13 protein-coding genes are annotated in these 17,125 nt (G+C 46.4%); 3 read left to right on the top strand and 10 right to left on the bottom strand.

Annotated elements, in window-relative coordinates; translation table 11 throughout:
* Window positions 1–109: 109 nt before the first annotated feature.
* A complete protein-coding gene (locus SHD_RS17490) occupies window positions 110–2,275 on the bottom strand; it encodes a TonB-dependent siderophore receptor (protein ID WP_023268345.1) in 2,166 nt (721 codons plus the stop codon).
* A gap of 916 nt (window positions 2,276–3,191) precedes the next feature.
* Window positions 3,192–4,730, bottom strand: a complete 1,539-nt coding sequence (locus SHD_RS17500; protein ID WP_023268346.1) for a M17 family metallopeptidase — start codon at window positions 4,728–4,730, stop codon at window positions 3,192–3,194.
* A gap of 218 nt (window positions 4,731–4,948) precedes the next feature.
* Between SHD_RS17500 and SHD_RS17505 the strand changes: the two genes are divergently transcribed.
* The 3 genes from SHD_RS17505 to SHD_RS17515 all read left to right on the top strand — a co-directional run bounded on the left by SHD_RS17505 (window position 4,949) and on the right by SHD_RS17515 (window position 8,857).
* Window positions 4,949–6,409, top strand: coding sequence for an aminoacyl-histidine dipeptidase (locus SHD_RS17505; RefSeq protein WP_023268347.1), 1,461 nt, complete (start codon window positions 4,949–4,951; stop codon window positions 6,407–6,409).
* A gap of 183 nt (window positions 6,410–6,592) precedes the next feature.
* On the top strand, window positions 6,593–7,147 hold the full coding sequence (locus tag SHD_RS17510) for a PDC sensor domain-containing protein (protein ID WP_023268348.1): 555 nt from the start codon (window positions 6,593–6,595) through the stop codon (window positions 7,145–7,147).
* A 63-nt stretch (window positions 7,148–7,210) separates the two neighbouring features.
* The gene (locus tag SHD_RS17515; protein ID WP_023268349.1) at window positions 7,211–8,857 is read left to right on the top strand and encodes a methyl-accepting chemotaxis protein; all 1,647 of its coding nucleotides are present in this window, start codon (window positions 7,211–7,213) and stop codon (window positions 8,855–8,857) included.
* Window positions 8,858–9,101: 244 nt separating this feature from the next.
* Here SHD_RS17515 and dinB read toward each other — a convergent pair whose 3' ends face one another.
* From dinB to nqrE, 8 genes are all read right to left on the bottom strand, one after another.
* Window positions 9,102–10,175 carry a DNA polymerase IV gene (gene dinB / locus SHD_RS17520; RefSeq protein WP_023268350.1) on the bottom strand — a complete coding sequence of 358 codons (1,074 nt, stop codon included), beginning with the start codon at window positions 10,173–10,175 and terminating at the stop codon, window positions 9,102–9,104.
* Between the two features lie 151 nt (window positions 10,176–10,326).
* Entirely contained in the window at window positions 10,327–12,330 is a 2,004-nt protein-coding gene (locus tag SHD_RS17525) for a methyl-accepting chemotaxis protein (RefSeq protein WP_023268351.1), read from the bottom strand.
* A 297-nt stretch (window positions 12,331–12,627) separates the two neighbouring features.
* Window positions 12,628–13,095 carry a bacterioferritin gene (gene bfr / locus SHD_RS17530; RefSeq protein ID WP_011621737.1) on the bottom strand — a complete coding sequence of 156 codons (468 nt, stop codon included), beginning with the start codon at window positions 13,093–13,095 and terminating at the stop codon, window positions 12,628–12,630.
* Between the two features lie 9 nt (window positions 13,096–13,104).
* Complete coding sequence (gene bfr, locus SHD_RS17535) at window positions 13,105–13,578, bottom strand: bacterioferritin (protein ID WP_023268352.1); 474 nt, start codon at window positions 13,576–13,578, stop codon at window positions 13,105–13,107.
* Between the two features lie 238 nt (window positions 13,579–13,816).
* Entirely contained in the window at window positions 13,817–14,041 is a 225-nt protein-coding gene (gene nqrM / locus SHD_RS17540) for a (Na+)-NQR maturation NqrM (protein WP_011071354.1), read from the bottom strand.
* An 11-nt stretch (window positions 14,042–14,052) separates the two neighbouring features.
* The gene (locus SHD_RS17545; protein ID WP_039978924.1) at window positions 14,053–15,111 is read right to left on the bottom strand and encodes an FAD:protein FMN transferase; all 1,059 of its coding nucleotides are present in this window, start codon (window positions 15,109–15,111) and stop codon (window positions 14,053–14,055) included.
* A gap of 98 nt (window positions 15,112–15,209) precedes the next feature.
* A complete protein-coding gene (gene nqrF, locus SHD_RS17550) occupies window positions 15,210–16,466 on the bottom strand; it encodes an NADH:ubiquinone reductase (Na(+)-transporting) subunit F (protein ID WP_023268354.1) in 1,257 nt (418 codons plus the stop codon).
* Between the two features lie 46 nt (window positions 16,467–16,512).
* Window positions 16,513–17,121, bottom strand: coding sequence for an NADH:ubiquinone reductase (Na(+)-transporting) subunit E (gene nqrE / locus SHD_RS17555; RefSeq protein WP_006080469.1), 609 nt, complete (start codon window positions 17,119–17,121; stop codon window positions 16,513–16,515).
* Between the last annotated feature and the right edge of the window lie 4 nt (window positions 17,122–17,125).

A 17,125-nucleotide genomic window follows, 5' to 3' on the forward strand; every position in this document is an offset into this window, starting at 1 on the left:
CCATGCAGGCATATTCGGTCGCCTCTGCGCAGCAAATGGGAGTGAAGTCGATAGCAAAAAGCCGGTACCCTTAAGGGCGCCGGCTTTTTGAGTTCAACGGGGAAACAGCTTAAAAACGATAGTTAAAGCTGACGGTAAAGTTACGTGGCGCGCCGTAGTGATACGCACTGTAAGCTAGGCCAGACGCTGTCATATAGGCATAGTATTTCTCATCCAACAGATTCTCTACGTTAACCTGCAGATCCATATTCTCAGCCAGATCGTAGCGCGCCATCAGATTCACTAAGGAATAGTCATCCTGTTTGATTGTCGCACCGCCACCTTCTGAGTAACTGTCACTTTGCCAATTCACCCCACCACCTATGGTTAACTCGGGCAATAAATCCACAAATTGGTAGGTAGTAAAGAGTTTAAATTGCTTCTGTGGGCTGGTAGTTGCGACTCGCTTACCCTCTGCATCTTCGGCATTAAATTGCGAATAACCCGCAGAGATATTCCAGCCATCGGCAGGCTCACCTACGACTTCGAGCTCAAACCCCTTACTCTTAGTGCCTTGTGCGGCTTCATAGTAATTCACGGGTTGGCCACCGATAACAATCGTTCCAGCTAAGGTTGCCAAGTTATCTTGGTCAATTTGGAACACGGCCACTGTGGTATGTAGGCGATCGTCAAGATAGGAACTCTTCAAACCTAATTCGTAGGCTTTGCCCTCTAATGGATCTAAATATTCTTGATTGGCATCGAAATAATTTTGCGGATTAAAAATCCCGGTATAGCTGGCGTAAATACGGTGCTCTTCATTGATATCGTATAAAGCACCAACATAGGGCACAAACACACCATCATCGCCAAAGTTAGTATCGGTACCATAGCTCACGCCTTCACGGTTCCAGCTTGAGATACGTCCACCGGCAATCAGTTTAAAATCATCGGTGATGGTCAGGCGAGTCGCCGCATAAAAGCCTTTTTGCTCGGTATCCATATTGAGCTGACGGTTCGCATTGGTCGACCATTCAGGCTCTGCAAACTGATTTTGTTGCCATTCGTAGAAGTTATCGACCACCTGTGAGTCCCATCCCGCCATATTGTCACGGATAGGCTCATAGGTATCGGCGTAGGACTTTTGCTTACTATATAAGGCGCCGGTCACAAACTCATGGGTTTGACCAAAGAGGTCATAGTCGCCCTTAAGCTGCACATCAAAGTTATTTGAGTTACTTTCACCATGGCTGTGATAACGCTGACCACTGAGTCCTGCACCCGTGTCTTTATCGAGTAAACCCGACATGTAGATCATCTTAGTGGTGGTTTCATATTCCATGCGGTTGTAGTTAGCCACTAATTGCCAACCATTGCTGAAGTAATGATTTAGGTTAGCAAAATAGTTGATATTCTTGGTTTCCCAGCGGCTCCAATCGGCGGCTGTGGTGGCGGAAGTATCCCAATCTGTGGCAGAGCCATCGCTAAAGACGGCGGGCAACGCGCCCCACATCGCACCTTTTGGATCGTTGTGGTTATAGCTAGCACCGACACGCAGTAAAGTGTTGGCGGTGATATCGCTATCGACAACACCATAGAGAATGGTTTTACGATCTTGATACAGATTTTGGTAGGAATCGTTATTTACATACTTAGCGACTAAACGGCCACGGACACTGCCGTCTTCATTCAGACCATTGGACACATCCGCAGTGACTTGTTTTTTATCCCAACTTCCCGTTGCGACATCCACATAACCTTTAAGATCTGCGCTGTCGGCATGCTTACGCACTAAGTTAATCGAGGCAGAAGGATCGCCTGCGCCCGTTAATAAACCCGTAGCACCACGCACAACTTCAACACGCTCATAGATAGACACATCCGATACCGTTTCACCAGCATCGCCGCCTAAACTCCAAGATAAAGGCACGCCATCAATTTGATAGTTTTGCACGGTAAAACCGCGGGCCGAAAAACCGTTACGCACGTTATCGGTTTTTGAAGAAGACAGGCCCACAGTGTTATTCACCACGTCGACCACAGTATTTAACGCCTGATCTTCAATCCGCTCCGCAGTCATGATGCTGACCGACTGTGGCGTTTCCCGCAGCGTGAGCCCGAGACCTGTCGCTGTATCAATATTTCGACTCACAGTGTATTTACCCATCACTGTGATTTTCTCGATATTTTGATCTTGTGTCTCTGTTTTAGAAGAGGTTTGTTCTTCAGCCATCAACGCCAAAGGATTCAATGCTAGTGTTACCGCAGCCGCAAGAGGAAGTAGATTAAAACGCATAGTCGTTCAGCAAGTTTTGTTAAGGTGTGCATACGGTAACACCATTGAGAACGATTTGCATTTGTATTTTATGTGATAAATATAACAAAACTGTCATTCTTAAGTATTACAAAACAAATGCCACGCTCATAAAAAAGTTTTACGCTTTAAAAACAAATAATTAAAGAGTGTCATCAACACAGGGCATTTTTGCCATTAGGCAAAAATTTTTTGACGAGATTCTAGGATATGAGCGAAATCAGTTATCTAAGCTGAAAAACAGGTAAAAAAAAGCCTGCTCAATGAGCAGGCAAGACATATTTCAAGCGTCCCTTTCGGGGAAGTACATAACCGCGCTAGCGGAAAACCTGGCATACCCATGCAAAAACACCGATATGCTACTTGAGTCTAAACACGCCAAATAGGCGATACAAAGGTTGATGGATGATGGAAACTAGGTTTAAAGGGATAGTTAGCCCTTAAAGCTCATAGCGAATAAACCGCCACGCAAAACATCTGAATTTAACCAAGTGTTTTGCCAATAAAAATGGTTGTTGCCTGTATAAGACATAGTCAATTACTCCTAAGTAAAGTTGAGATTAAGTACTCTAGTGAAGCTTGGCTCGGTTCCTTGGAACTAGAGATTCTCAAATCCGTTGAGACGACTTGTCACTCGGGTCCTTGGAGAAAGGTATCCATCCTGGATAGACTAGAGGGGAAAGGCCAATTGCCCTGTCCACGAAAGCTATTATAGCTTTATGTAGTTTTATTACAATCTTTTTTTATATTTTTTTTGATTAAGGCTTTTTAATGTAATTTAATTACGTAAAATCATCAGAAATCTTGGCGACCTGCGTCACATAAAAACAGAAATAACCCTGTAACCATCTAATAAGTAAGATATTACAGAATTATTTCTATTTATTACGTAAAGTTGTTAACGATTGATCAGATATTGATACAGACCGACTAAGGGACTCGCTGTGGGTTTACCATAGAGCGGATCGCCCTCTGTGGCACTGCCAGCGATATCTAAGTGTGTGTAAGCTAAAGGAATTGCAGCGTTAACACCGTGTTCAAACAATCCCGAAGCCTTGAGCAGAAAGGCCGCAGGATATTGATGCCCACGGGCCGTCACCGAAGATGGTGCATTGTTAGAAGATAAAATATCGGCCGCCCCCGACACTTCGCGGATCTTGGCAAAGTCCTCGCGACGTAATGTAGAAACCTCAAAGGGTTCGCCCCATTGGCTTGCCTGTAGCGCGAGAGTCTGCGCACACTTGGCGCCACTTGCGACCGCATTTTCAACCGCAGCAGGATACGACCCGTAACAACGCACCACATGGCCTGTAAGAGTCGCGACCGAGAATAGCTCAGGTTGCACCGCCGAAACAGCTTTAATACGCAGATGACTTAACAGGTCTGCCAATACTAAGCGCCCTTCCGCATCCGTATTACCAATGCGTACCCGCACGCCCGCATGACTGGTGATAATTTCATCGGTGACAAAGGCTTCGCTACCAATGCTATTACGCACTAAGCCTAGTTCGGCGATCACTCGGATCCCTTTAGGCTTGAGCATAGACAAGGTTTTAAATAACCCCGCCACGGCAGAGGCGCCGCCTTTATCACGGCTCATGCCCGCCATTGCGCCGCCGACTTTCAGATCGGCACCGCCCGTATCGTAGACCACACCTTTACCAGCAAATAAGAAGGTACGAGTAATCTCACCCTCGGGCAGATATTCGAGTTTCACCACCCGCGGTTGATGCCGCCCAACGGCAAAGGAAGAACGCGCCACCGCGCTTAACAGCGGATAATCCCGCTCGAGAATATCCCTATCTTCCACCACTGCGGTTTTAATCACGCTGCCTTTAAAGGCTTGCAAACAGTATTCGGCAAAGGCTTTTGCCGACATACGCTCAGGTTCAGTGCCACATAAATCCCGAGCCAACACACGACCAGCTTCTAATGCGTTGAGCAATTGACTCTTTTTAGATGTTAAAGACAGCAACCCTATGGCTTCAAAGGCTGGCGTTAAGCCCGTTGCCTCGCGCAATTCTAAGGTTTGCCATAATTCTTGACCGCAGGCGAGCGCCGCAACTTCACTCGCAAAACCAAACTTAGGCGTGGCAGAAGGCACCACATACAGTAGAGGACGCTTAGCGCCCGCGTCCTTAGCAATAGCAATCGCGGCTCTTGCCGCATCGCCATAAATACGTACATCGGCATAATCATCAGCCACTTGAGTGACCGGCGCTATGATTAAACGGCCACCGGCTAAACCGGGGGCAAACAGTAACGTCGGGCTCTTACCGACACGCTTATCGACCTTAGCGCCATGCTCGGCCAATAAACTGATCTCATCAATTCCGATAGAAACGAGATCCGGAGTGACCACCACAACCGCATCCCAACCTTCGCCATCAAAAATGGCATTTTCTGCTTGTACATCAACAAAGTTAACTTGAAACATGACCCATCCTTTTTCATTATTGTGCCTGCATTATTCCCGCTATAACGCTTAATTACCAATCAAAAAATCCCTTTGTCCCCATCGAAAAGACTGAGGGTGGCAACTTTCGCTGCCACAAGCACACGCAAGCTTATCGAGAAGATTAATCGGCCGAGCAGAATGTGGTAGGATCAAGCCAAATTTGCCCTATACCCACAAGACCTGATGAGGGACCTCCTGTGACAGCGTTAAGTCAGTTATACCCACAGCCTTTATGGCAATGGTTCGAACAAATCTGTGCAATTCCCCACCCTTCCAAACATGAACAAGCACTCAGCCAACACATCCAAGCCTGGGCTAAGAGTAAACAGCTCGATGTCGTGGAAGATGCGGTCGGCAATTTAATCATTCGCAAACCCGCAACGGCCGGAATGGAAGATCGCAAAATCGTCGTGATCCAAGCCCATATCGATATGGTGCCGCAAAAGAATGCCGACAAAGTGCATGACTTTACCAAAGATCCTATCGAAGCCTATGTTGATGGAGACTGGGTTAAGGCCAAAGGCACAACCTTAGGCGCCGACAATGGCATTGGCATGGCATCCGCCTTAGCGATTTTAGGTAGCGACGACATCAAACACGGCCCGCTGGAAGTGCTGCTCACGATTGATGAAGAAGCGGGCATGACAGGCGCCTTCGGCCTGCAAGCGGGTATGCTCGATGCTGAAATCCTGATCAATACAGACTCAGAGCAAGAAGGTGAAATCTACATGGGTTGTGCTGGCGGCGTCGATGCCCAGATCACTCTGCCTATGGTATGGCAAGCCTCGGAGCAAAGTTACGCATCATTTAGCCTGCATTTATCGGGCTTAAAAGGCGGTCACTCCGGGGTTAACATTCATTTAGGTCGCGGTAACGCCAATAAGCTTCTGGCACGCTTCCTGTTTGAAAATGCCGATGAATTAGCGCTGGAATTAACCCAATTTACCGGTGGTTCACTGCGTAATGCTATCCCCCGTGAAGCCAATATCAGCTTTATGTTACCCGCTGAAAATGTCGATGCACTGAATGAAAAAGTACGTGCTTTTGAAGCCTTAGTCCGCGCCGAGCTGGCCATTGCCGATCCAGACATGCGTTTAGTGTTGAGCGAAATCCCAACACCAAAACGTGTGATGAGTGAAAACAGCCAAAACACCCTGATCGACCTGCTGCATGTATGCCCTAATGGCGTGATGCGTATGAGCGATGAAGTCCCGGGCGTGACCGAAACCTCACTCAACGTTGGCGTGATTAGCACTAACGATGAAGAAGTCAGCATTCTGTGCTTAATTCGCTCGCTCATCGATTCGGGCCGCACTCAGGTTGAAGGCATGCTCAACGCACTGACCAACCTCGCTGGCGCCGAAATTGAATTCAGTGGCGCTTACCCAGGTTGGAAGCCAGATAACAGCTCACCCGTAATGGCGATTGTGCGTGAGACCTACGAGTCTATCTACCATAAAGAACCGGTTATCATGGTGATCCACGCGGGTCTTGAATGCGGTCTGTTCAAGAAGCCTTATCCAGAAATGGACATGGTGTCGATTGGCCCTACCATCCGCTATCCACATGGACCAGATGAAATGGTCAATATCACCACAGTTGGTCAATACTGGGATCTGCTCCTTGCCGTGCTAGAACGCATTCCCGCTAAGGCCTAAGTAAGCTCTCTTCAGACTCAACCGCGCATAGAATGCGCGGTTTTTTTATTTCTTTTCCGTTAGAAATAAAGTGTTAATTCCCATCAACAATTTCGATTCTCTACTATAGTTGTTTAGCAACTCCATAAAACTAGTAGCATTTAGCTACACCGTTATAAACTTGCTCGCTTAAGGAAAGAGATCATGAAACTAGGAAAAATTGTTTCTGCAGCCCTATTGGTTTTAATCAGTCACATCAGTTTTGCCGAAGAAGTGCCGCAAGCAGTCATAGAGTTAGCAGACACCCTAATGCCATTAGGAAAGGAACCCGTACTTGTTTCAGCAGTGAAAGCACAAAATGCTCAGGGAAAAAGTTTAGATTCCATCAAAGAACTCGACCAAAAGTGGATCGCCACTGAAGGTATCGATCCCTTCATGTCATCATTGATGAGCAATGATGCAGCCAAATTCTTAACAACCTTTGAAGCAAGCAAACCTTATTACCAAGAAATATTCCTCATGGATAATCAAGGGGCTAACGTCGCAATGACAGCTAAAACCTCTGACTATTGGCAGGGCGATGAAGATAAGTGGCAGAAATCCTTCGCAAATGGAAAAGGGGACAAACATATTGGCCCCGTTAAATTTGATACCAGCTCACAAGCCTATTTAGTGCAAATATCTATCCCTGTTATGGATGGCGACACTGCCATTGGCGCAATAACGATAGGGATCAACCTTGATGAATTTGGCAAGTAAGTACTAACGGCAACATTGATTTTAATACGCTACTCATCCTAGCTGATCTCAAGGAAGTCATTTATGCGTTGGTATAAGGATCTATCTATAAACCAAAAACTTATCTACCCGAGTCTGCTACTTGCTGGGGTCGTTATTTTTGCATCTTTCACAGGGATTGTGGGCCTAAAGGCACTAAAACAAAGTGCAGATAAACTGGCATTAGAATATTTACCTAGCCAATCCCTGCTGCTAAAAGCGGATAAAGAGTTATACCAAGCGCAAGTGGCTGAAAGGAGTCTGATGTTTGTTAATGTTGGAACAGACTCCTACAACCAACTTTTGAAGCAACACAGTCAGAGTATTGAGCTAGTCAACCAACACTTAACTCATTTTGCCAAGGTAACAACAAGTCAGCTGGCTCTAAATCAACTCACAGAGTTGACCCAGACTTTTAATGAATGGCAAAAAATAACCAATGAAATTAGTAATCAACGTACTAACAATGGCCGAAATGGTCGTACCACAGCAATAGATTTAAGCTTTGGTCAAGGTGCAAACCTCTTTGACAAACTCCATATACAAATCAGTCACCTGACCAATGAGCTAAATAGCCATACAGAGGGTGCTGTAGAACAAGTCGAAGCAGATGCCCTAGAAGGACAAAAACTACAACTTGTCGCCCTTGCAATCAGCATTATTATTTGCGCGATCTATGTCATAGCGTTACCGAAATTAATAAGTCGGCCACTCGCTGTTTTATTAGCGAAAATTCATGACATTACCGATGGTGATGGCGATTTAAGAGCAAGGATTAACTTAACCTCCAAGGATGAGCTTGGAGACTTAGCCCGCGCCTTTAATCATTTCCTGGACAATCTGCATAGTATTATTTCGCAGTTTAAAGACTCGACCGCCAGGCTTACGCTATCAGCACAAGGGCTTGCCCACGCCAGCGAAATGGCCAAGCAAACCTTAAGGACGCAGGAGGAAACGACTCGAAAAGTGGCAGATGCAAGCGACCATATCGCAGCCTCTGTGCAAGAGGTTTCAAGCAGCGCTAACCATGCAGCAGAGGCGGCTAAACAGGCTGACAACTATACCGCCACAGGCCAAGAAAAAGTACAAAACACTATAGCTGTTATCCGACAACTCGCCCAAGATGTTAGCCAAGCAGAAAACCAAATTAACAAGCTAGAGCTCGAAGGGCAGCACATAGGCAAAGTACTGGAAGTGATTCAAGCTATCGCCGAACAAACCAATTTACTTGCCCTAAATGCTGCCATTGAAGCCGCTCGCGCAGGAGAACAAGGTCGAGGCTTTGCCGTGGTGGCAGATGAAGTGCGCTCTCTCGCCTCCAAAACCCATCAATCAACGGAGGAAATAAAACTGATGATAGCGAATGTCCAAAATGGCACTCAAAGTGCTGTGGCAGCTATCAATATCGGTAATCAAAAAGCGATTGCTAGTGTGGAAGCCGCTAGCAATGCTGGAGAAGCTTTGGCTCATATTGCGGAAATGGTGAGTGAAATCAGCGAAATGAATAATCAAATCGCGCTTGCCGCAAAAGCACAGTCAACAATGGAAAACGAAAGCCATCAAAATATTCAACATATTGCCGAGCAATCAGAAGAGAGTCGACATACAACAGACGAAATCCATGCTGCAAGCATCCAACTTTCAACCATGGCCAATGAACTAACAGCCTTAGTCAGTCGCTTTAAGCTGTAACCATAAAAAGCGCTAAGCAAGAAATTGATTAACTCGGGTAACGAGTGTCGAAAATTAATTTAATAAATCAATGCGATAAATGATTATTTGGTTAACAAGAATCTTTTTTGACTGAATGCGCAGATTTTCCGTATATCAAGGCGCTCTGTCGGACGCCATAGCCGGCTATGGTGAGACAGAGCAACGTAGAGAGGCCCGAAAAGATGCCTATTCATCAGCTCGACTTACCCCTGGCACAGGTTGATTACATTGAGAACGCGAGCTGGGTTTGCAACGATTCAACCTCAACAATAGGTGACTTGTCGGCAAGCCCAACTGCCACCCCCAAAAGTCGAATACCTCTTCCCTCTTGTCTTCCTATTGCCTGCGCTAATAATTCATAAAACAACATGACCGAAATATCATGACTACGGTGCTCAATGGTCGTTTGTTTAAAATCACTGAACTTAAGCTTTACAACCTGTTTGTGAATTTGCCTATCCTTTGCACTGCGGCTTAAGCGAACCGATAACTCTTGAATTAATCCCGGCATCACCTGCTGGCATTGCTCCAGCGTATAAATATCCTGAGCCAGAGTGGTCTCAACCCCCACAGATTTGCGCTCGCGGCTTACCGAAATCCCACGATCATCGATGCCATGGGCCCGCTCGACTAACACTGTGCCAAACTTACCAAAACGGGCAATCAGCTCTTGCTTTGGATAAGCCTGCACATCGGCGCAGGTATTTAAGCCTAGCGAAGATAGTTTCTCAGCGGTCACTTTACCCACACCTGGGATTTTCCGCAGGGATAAGCTTTTAACGAACTCGGCGACCTCATCGGGTGGAATAACACATTGTCCATTGGGTTTATTTAAATCAGAGGCAACCTTGGCAAGAAATTTAATCGGTGCCACGCCCGCCGATGCCGTCAGTCCAGTTTCGGTAAAAATATCCCGACGTATCGCCTCGGCGATTAAAGTGGCAGAGCCCTTAAACAGCTTACAATCGCTGACATCTAAATAGGCTTCATCGAGGGAAAGCGGTTCGATTAACTCTGTGTATCGGCAGAAAATGGCGCGAATTTGCTGTGAGACCTCTTTATAGACCTGCATACGACCGGGAACGAGGATAAGATCGGGACACAATTTCAATGCGTAGCCCGTCGCCATAGCAGAACGCACACCAAATTTACGCGCCTCATAATTACAGGTGCTGATGACGCCACGCTGCACCCGGCTGCCGCCGACGGCCAAAGGCTTACCGCGGTATTCGGGAAAATCCCGCATTTCCACCGCAGCAAAATAGCAATCCATATCGATATGAATGATTTTTCGCACCTTGCATTCCTCCGACACTCAAAATACTGTATATAAAAACAGTAATCAAGTATCACTTATCAATTTGCAACGGTGCTGTTTGCGCTTGGATTGTTAGCGCCCAAAAAACAAAGGGAGCCCCTAAGGCTCCCTTGATTTACAACTATTTGAATTAAATCTTAAATTGCCCAATGTTGCGGGTCAGTTCATGAGTCGCTTGCTCAAACCCCTGCAAACTTTGGGATAAATCTTGGCTTGAGAGCAAAGACTGATCGGACAAACCGCGCACGCTAACAACGTTTTGTGCCACCTCTTCAGCCACAACGGCCTGCTGGCCAATCGCCACGGTAATTTCCACCGTTTGCTGCTGAATCGACACAATCGCACTGGCGATATCACTTAAGGCTTGCTCCACTTGCGTGGTCAGGTCTTGCCCGACTCTTGCCTGTTCAACCCCAGACTCCATCACCTGCTCGGCTTGTAGCGCGCTCTGCTGCAGGGTTTGGATAATCCCTTGAATGTTGGCGGTAGAATCTTGGGTACGGGATGCGAGAGTTCGCACTTCATCGGCCACCACGGCAAAGCCTCGACCTTGCTCACCCGCCCGCGCCGCCTCGATGGCCGCATTAAGCGCCAGCAAGTTGGTTTGGTCGGCAATGTTGCGGATTACGCTTAACACTTCGCCAATTTGCTCTGAGCTGCTACGTAACTCCTTGATGACTTTAGCCGCCTCAATCACTTGAACCGATAATGCCTTCATGCCTTCGGTCGCGCGGGACACAATTTGAGTACCGTCATGGGCCTGAGTCTGTGCCTTTTCGGCAAAATCATTCGCCCGTTGAGCGCTTATCGCCATTTCTTGGCTAGTCTGCGCCATTTGGGTGGCAGCCGTGGCCACTGAATCGATTTGTTGTTTCTGCGATGACACAGAAGAGACCGCTAAATCACATACTTGGCGAGCATCCATCACCCCAGTGCCAACCTCTTGGGTAAGATGTCGGGTATGCAGCAGCATCTGCTGCACCTTTTCAGCAAAGCGGTTGAAGGCATCACCCAGCTTGCCTAACTCATCTTCGCGCTCCATTAAAATGCGTTGGGATAAATCACTATCACCCTCAGCAATGTCTTCCATAGCATCCAGCAATTTGCCAAGCTGGCGTCTAAAGGGCAACAACATCAACCATACTGTGATGCCAACCAAGAGCATAATCCCTAAGGCAACAAAACAGGCATTCCAAAAGGCTTCAGTCACAGGCGCTTCAATCACCTCATGGGGCAACATAAAGGCTAAGTGCCATTTCTGCTTAGGATAATCACCGCCCACGGACACAAAGGTTACCCGCTGCGGCACTCCGTTAAAGGTGACTTCGGCAAAGCCCTTCGCTTCGCGCTGCATTTGCTGCCTTAAGGCGGTAAAGCCTGAGGTGTCCTTAAACTGGCTATCAATTTGATTCGCAAGTGAGCCCGGCGGGAATTTATCCGAGAATCCAGGGAAATAAACCAGCTTACCTTCGTCCGTCATCAGGAAGGCTTGGCCGTAATTGCGGTATTTGATTGGCGCTAACAGGGTTTTGCCAATGGTATCGATTAGAATATCCATACCACCAATCCCAATCAGCTCACCATTGGCGCCATAGACTGGGGTTTTAACTGTGGCCGAAATCGAGCCATCGTTGGCATCGACCGCAGGATCGCCCACAAATAGGCCGCGCTGATCGATAGCCTCCTGCCACCAAGGACGTTTATTGGTGTAATAGTTTGGATCGCCATCGAAACGGCCATTGAGGTCGAAATATTCAAAGGTATTTGCCGAGCCGAAGAACACTGACTTCACATCGCTATCACGGTCGGAAAACGAGCGGAAATAACGAATAATATCTTGATACTGCTGATCATTGGCTAAGTTACTGCCACGGGCATGGTATTGGCTAAACCAGTTGATAAGCCCTGGCTCGGCAAATACTGAGTGGATCACTTGCCCCTTAGCCACAAAATAACCACCAATCTCATTGGCCTTTAAGGCTACGAGCGCCGAAATGTCCGCATCCACTTGCTTACGTGTGTTATTACTTTCTTTATTCACGAGCAAAGCAGCAACTAAAGTAAGAAGTACAGCAAGGGCACCGACGATAGTGACCACTAACTGCAAACTTAGAGAACGTTTTATATATCTCATTCATCTTCCCGTCTGGCTGATCAACCACTTAACAAAAAATCATGCAAAAACAGTTTCACACGGTAACAATTTTTACCCGCCAACAACAGCCGAAATGATGAGAAAAAACGTAAACAAGTATTTGTAAAGAAAAGACATTAGCAAATAATAGGAATCACTAAACAAAGGACTTCCATCAGAAGATCCCATCACTACCACTAACTTTTACAGAATGTTAGACCAAATACTCAAAATCCCAATAAAAAAGCCAGTCACGGAATGACTGGCCTGAGTGTTTGAGCCGCGCTACTGGCGCTATTACATCTTAGTTTGCAGGTAATTCGCTAAACCAATACGGTCAATCAAACCGAGTTGTTTTTCTAACCAATACATATGGTCGGATTCGGTATCGTCGAGTAAGACTTCTAAGATCTCACGGGTTTGGTAATCTTTCTTCGACTCACACAGGGCAATCACCTTACGTAAATCATCGGCCACCTTGTATTCATAGGCCAAATCGTTACGCAGCATCTCTTCGACGTTTGAACCAATGTTAAGCGCTTCCCGCGCGGCCACATTCGGCACGCCTTCGAGAAATAAAATACGCTGTACCAGTTTGGCCGCATGACCTTTTTCATCATCCGACTCGTGGGCAATACGCTCATAGAGTTCGTTCAGCCCCCAGTCTTCGTACATATGAGCATGCACAAAATACTGATCCATCGCCGATAACTCTCCCGTTAGGAGTCGATTCAACGCGTCGATGACTTCTTTATCACCTTTCATATTCAGCTCCTATGACTCACTAATTTGCGATTGAAGATAGTTTTGAATGCCGGTTAAGCTAATCAGCTCCTGCTGCGATTCGAGCCAATCTAAATGCTCTTCTTCATCTTCAAGGATATCTTCCAGCAGATCACGACTGACATAATCCTGCTCGGCTTCGCAGAGGCTAATGGCATCCCGCAACAGTGTGAGTTGTTCCTGCACCATGGCTAAATCGCAATCGAGCATCTCTTGAGTGTGCTCGCCAATACGCAGTTTTTCGAGCTGTTGCAGATTCGGTAATCCCTCTAAAAATAATACCCGCTCGATAAGCTTATCGGCGTGTTTCATATCTTGGATGGATTTTTTGTATTCGACGTGGTTTAGCTTCTCCAGCCCCCAATGCTTGAACATTCTGGCGTGGAGAAAATATTGATTAATGGCCGTTAACTCACAGGTAAGCACCCGATTGAGTTGTCCCACTACTTTAGGATGACCTTTCATAAGTAACTATCCTTGATATGAGTGAAAGATTGATCTAAATCAAGCTTCTAGCCTAGTACAGTTTTCAACCCAACTCAAATTTTCTTTATTTTTCACAAACTTAAAGATAAAAAGCATTCTCATTATCGCTTAGATTAGCCCGCTATCCTCCTCATATATCAAGGATTAATTTTGCCAGTGTTAAAATCGAGGCAAAAAAATAGCCTCCAGTGGAGGCTATTTCAGTTGAAGCGGATAATCAAATGATCCTGTCTTTGGTTAACTTCGCTCGGCGCGCTTCTTCTGCGGCCATACGACGCTTACGCTTGTCGCAGGGATCATCACAATCGCAGGCTTTTTCAATCCCTAATACACCTAAACCGCCACAGCTTCCTTCCACGGCTTTGCGCTTGATGAGATAACCTATCGACATAAGCAAAAAGAACAGTAATAAAATCACAAATGCCGCGATAAAAGTGCTCATGTTAACTCCAACTACTTAAGGAAAGGCTTGAAGGCGTCACTGTAGTAGACTTTAAATCCTTCGCCTTGCTTTTCTATTAGCATTATCGCCAAGTGTTCTTTCTTGGCAAGCTCCAATGACGCTTCTGTGCCCAAAACCATCATCGCCGTCGCAAAACCATCGGCCGTCATACATTCTTTATGCAAAACGGTCACAGATGCTAGCTTATGATTAATAGGTAAACCGGTACGTGGATCAATTATATGAGTAAATCGCTGACCTTCTTCCTCATAATAATTGCGATAATCCCCCGACGTTGCCATCGCCATAGTGCCAGGCTCAATCACCTGTTGCACTGCCATGCCCTCATCGGTCGGTTTCTCTATCGCGACGCGCCAAGAACTGCCATCGCCTTTGGTGCCCTTAATGCTCAGCTCGCCACCAATTTCGACTAAGTAACCAGTTGCATGGTACTTATCTAAAATAGAGGCCACTTTGTCCACACCAAAACCTTTAGCGATTGAAGACAGATCCACATATAAATGCGCATTGTGTTTGCTTAAGCGATTGCCTTCGATAGAAAGCTCACTGATACCCGTTTTGGCTTTAGCCGCATCGATATCCGCTTGAGTCGGCACTTTGGTTGGGCGCTTATCGGGGCCAAATCCCCATAGGTTCACCAGCGGCCCTAAGGTAATGTCTAAGGCTTTGTCTGTCACGTTATACAAACGCATACCTTCTTTAACCACTTTGATGGTATCAGGAGAGACTTCGACGCTTTGCTCAAGCGGTAACTGGTTGAAACGTGATAATTCTGAATTGGGTCGATAGGTCGACATCTGGTTATTGACCAGCTCTAAGGCTAAGTCAATCTCGGCCTGCAGTAATTGGGCCGTCGGCATTTGCTCATTGGGAACCACTTTAATGTGGTAGGTCGTGCCCATTGTGCTACCCGCGAGGGAGATAACCTCATCCTGTTTGCTACAGGCTGAAATAAAAAAGGCCAGACCTACAAGGACCAGCCAGCTCACTGAATGCTTTAACACTGAGGTTTTTAACACGGGGGTTTTTAACGCTAGGGTTTTAAACATAGTGACTAACAACTCTTTTGGATGCCCTTTAATGCAAAAGTTGCAGATGAGAGCTTTACTCCACATCTGCAACTCTTCTCACCTTGGGCTAATTCACATTAGCCGCCGAAGTCATCCAACAGGATGTTTTCGTCTTCGACACCAAGATTTTTCAACATACCGATCACGGCAGCGTTCATCATTGGAGGTCCACACATGTAGAACTCACAATCTTCTGGCGCTTCATGGTCTTTCAGGTAGTTTTCATACAGTACGTTATGGATGAAACCTGTGTAACCATCCCAGTTGTCCTCTGGTTGAGGATCAGACAGGGCCACATGCCATACGAAGTTGTCGTTTTCAGCCGCTAAGCCGTCAAAGTCTTCCACGTAGAACATTTCACGCTTAGAACGTGCACCGTACCAGAAGCTCATCTTACGCTTAGACTTCAGACGCTTCAGTTGGTCGAAAATGTGTGAGCGCATTGGGGCCATACCCGCACCACCACCGATAAACACCATTTCTGCATCGGTATCTTTCGCGAAGAATTCACCGAATGGACCAGAAATCGTGACTTTATCGCCAGCCTTTAGGCTCCAAATGTAAGATGACATCTTACCGCATGGTAAGCTCAAGTTACGTGGAGGTGGCGTTGCGATACGCACGTTCAACATGATTATGCCAAACTCTTCTGGATAGTTAGCCATTGAGTAAGCACGGATCGTTTCTTCGTCAACTTTAGATTCTAACTTGAAGAAGCCAAAGTGTTCCCAGTCACCACGGTACTTTTCAGGTACGTCGAAATCAGCATATTTAACATGGTGCGCAGGCGCTTCGATCTGGATGTAACCACCCGCACGGAACGGAACAGATTCACCATCAGGAATTTGCAGCTTCAGTTCTTTAATGAAGGTCGCCTTGTTATCGTTAGAAATAACAGTACATTCCCACTTCTTAATACCGAAAATTTCTTCGTCAAGCTCGATTTCCATGTCGTTCTTAACGTTCACCTGGCAAGACAGACGGCAACCTTTGCGGGCGTCCCCCTTGCTAATATGATCTAATTCTGTTGGCAGAATATCACCGCCGCCAGACTTAACCACTACGCGACATTGGCCACAAGAACCACCGCCACCACAGGCACTTGATACGAAAATACCGTTGTTTGCTAGCACGCCTAATAGCTTGCCACCTGCACCGGTTGTAATCGCTTTTTCAGGATCGTCGTTGATGCCGATCGTGATGTCACCGCTAGACACTAGCTTAGATTTAGCGAATAAAATCACTAACACTAAGACTAGGACGATAGCAGTAAACATACTCACACCGAGGTAAACCTCAAGCGGAGTAGATTTAAAAATACCAAGAATATCCATTAACTTATCCTTAGAAGGTCCAATTCAAGAAGCCGTTTGGTGTCTCTTACAGAGACACACCAGAAAACGACATGAAACCTAAGGCCATTAAACCAGCAGTGATAAAGGTAATACCTAAACCACGCAGGCCATTCGGCACATCGGCGTACTTCAGCTTCTCACGGATACCGGCCATCAATACGATAGCTAATGCCCAACCTACTCCAGAGCCGAAACCAAACACCACACTTTCGCCCAGCTTGTAGTCACGCTCAACCATGAATGATACCGCACCGAAAATCGCACAGTTCACAGTGATCAGAGGTAAGAAGATACCTAACGCGTTGTACAAAGGAGGAAAGTACTTATCCAGTGCCATTTCCAGAATTTGAACTAAAGCCGCAATCACACCGATAAAGGTAATGAATTTCAAGAAGCTTAGGTCAGCTTCAGGTGCACCAGCCCAAGCCAGTGCGCCAGGTGCTAACAGCCCTTGGTAAATAACTTGGTTAGCAGGAACAGAGATAGTTAACACTACAACTACCGCAATCCCTAGGCCCATCGCGGTAGTCACTTTCTTCGATACCGCTAAGAAAGTACACATACCTAAGAAGAAGGCCAGTGCCATGTTTTCAATGAAAACAGAGCGAATTAACAGGCTAATATAATGTTCCATCTCA

This window comes from Shewanella decolorationis S12 (assembly GCF_000485795.1).
In the GTDB taxonomy this organism is placed as follows: domain Bacteria; phylum Pseudomonadota; class Gammaproteobacteria; order Enterobacterales; family Shewanellaceae; genus Shewanella; species Shewanella decolorationis.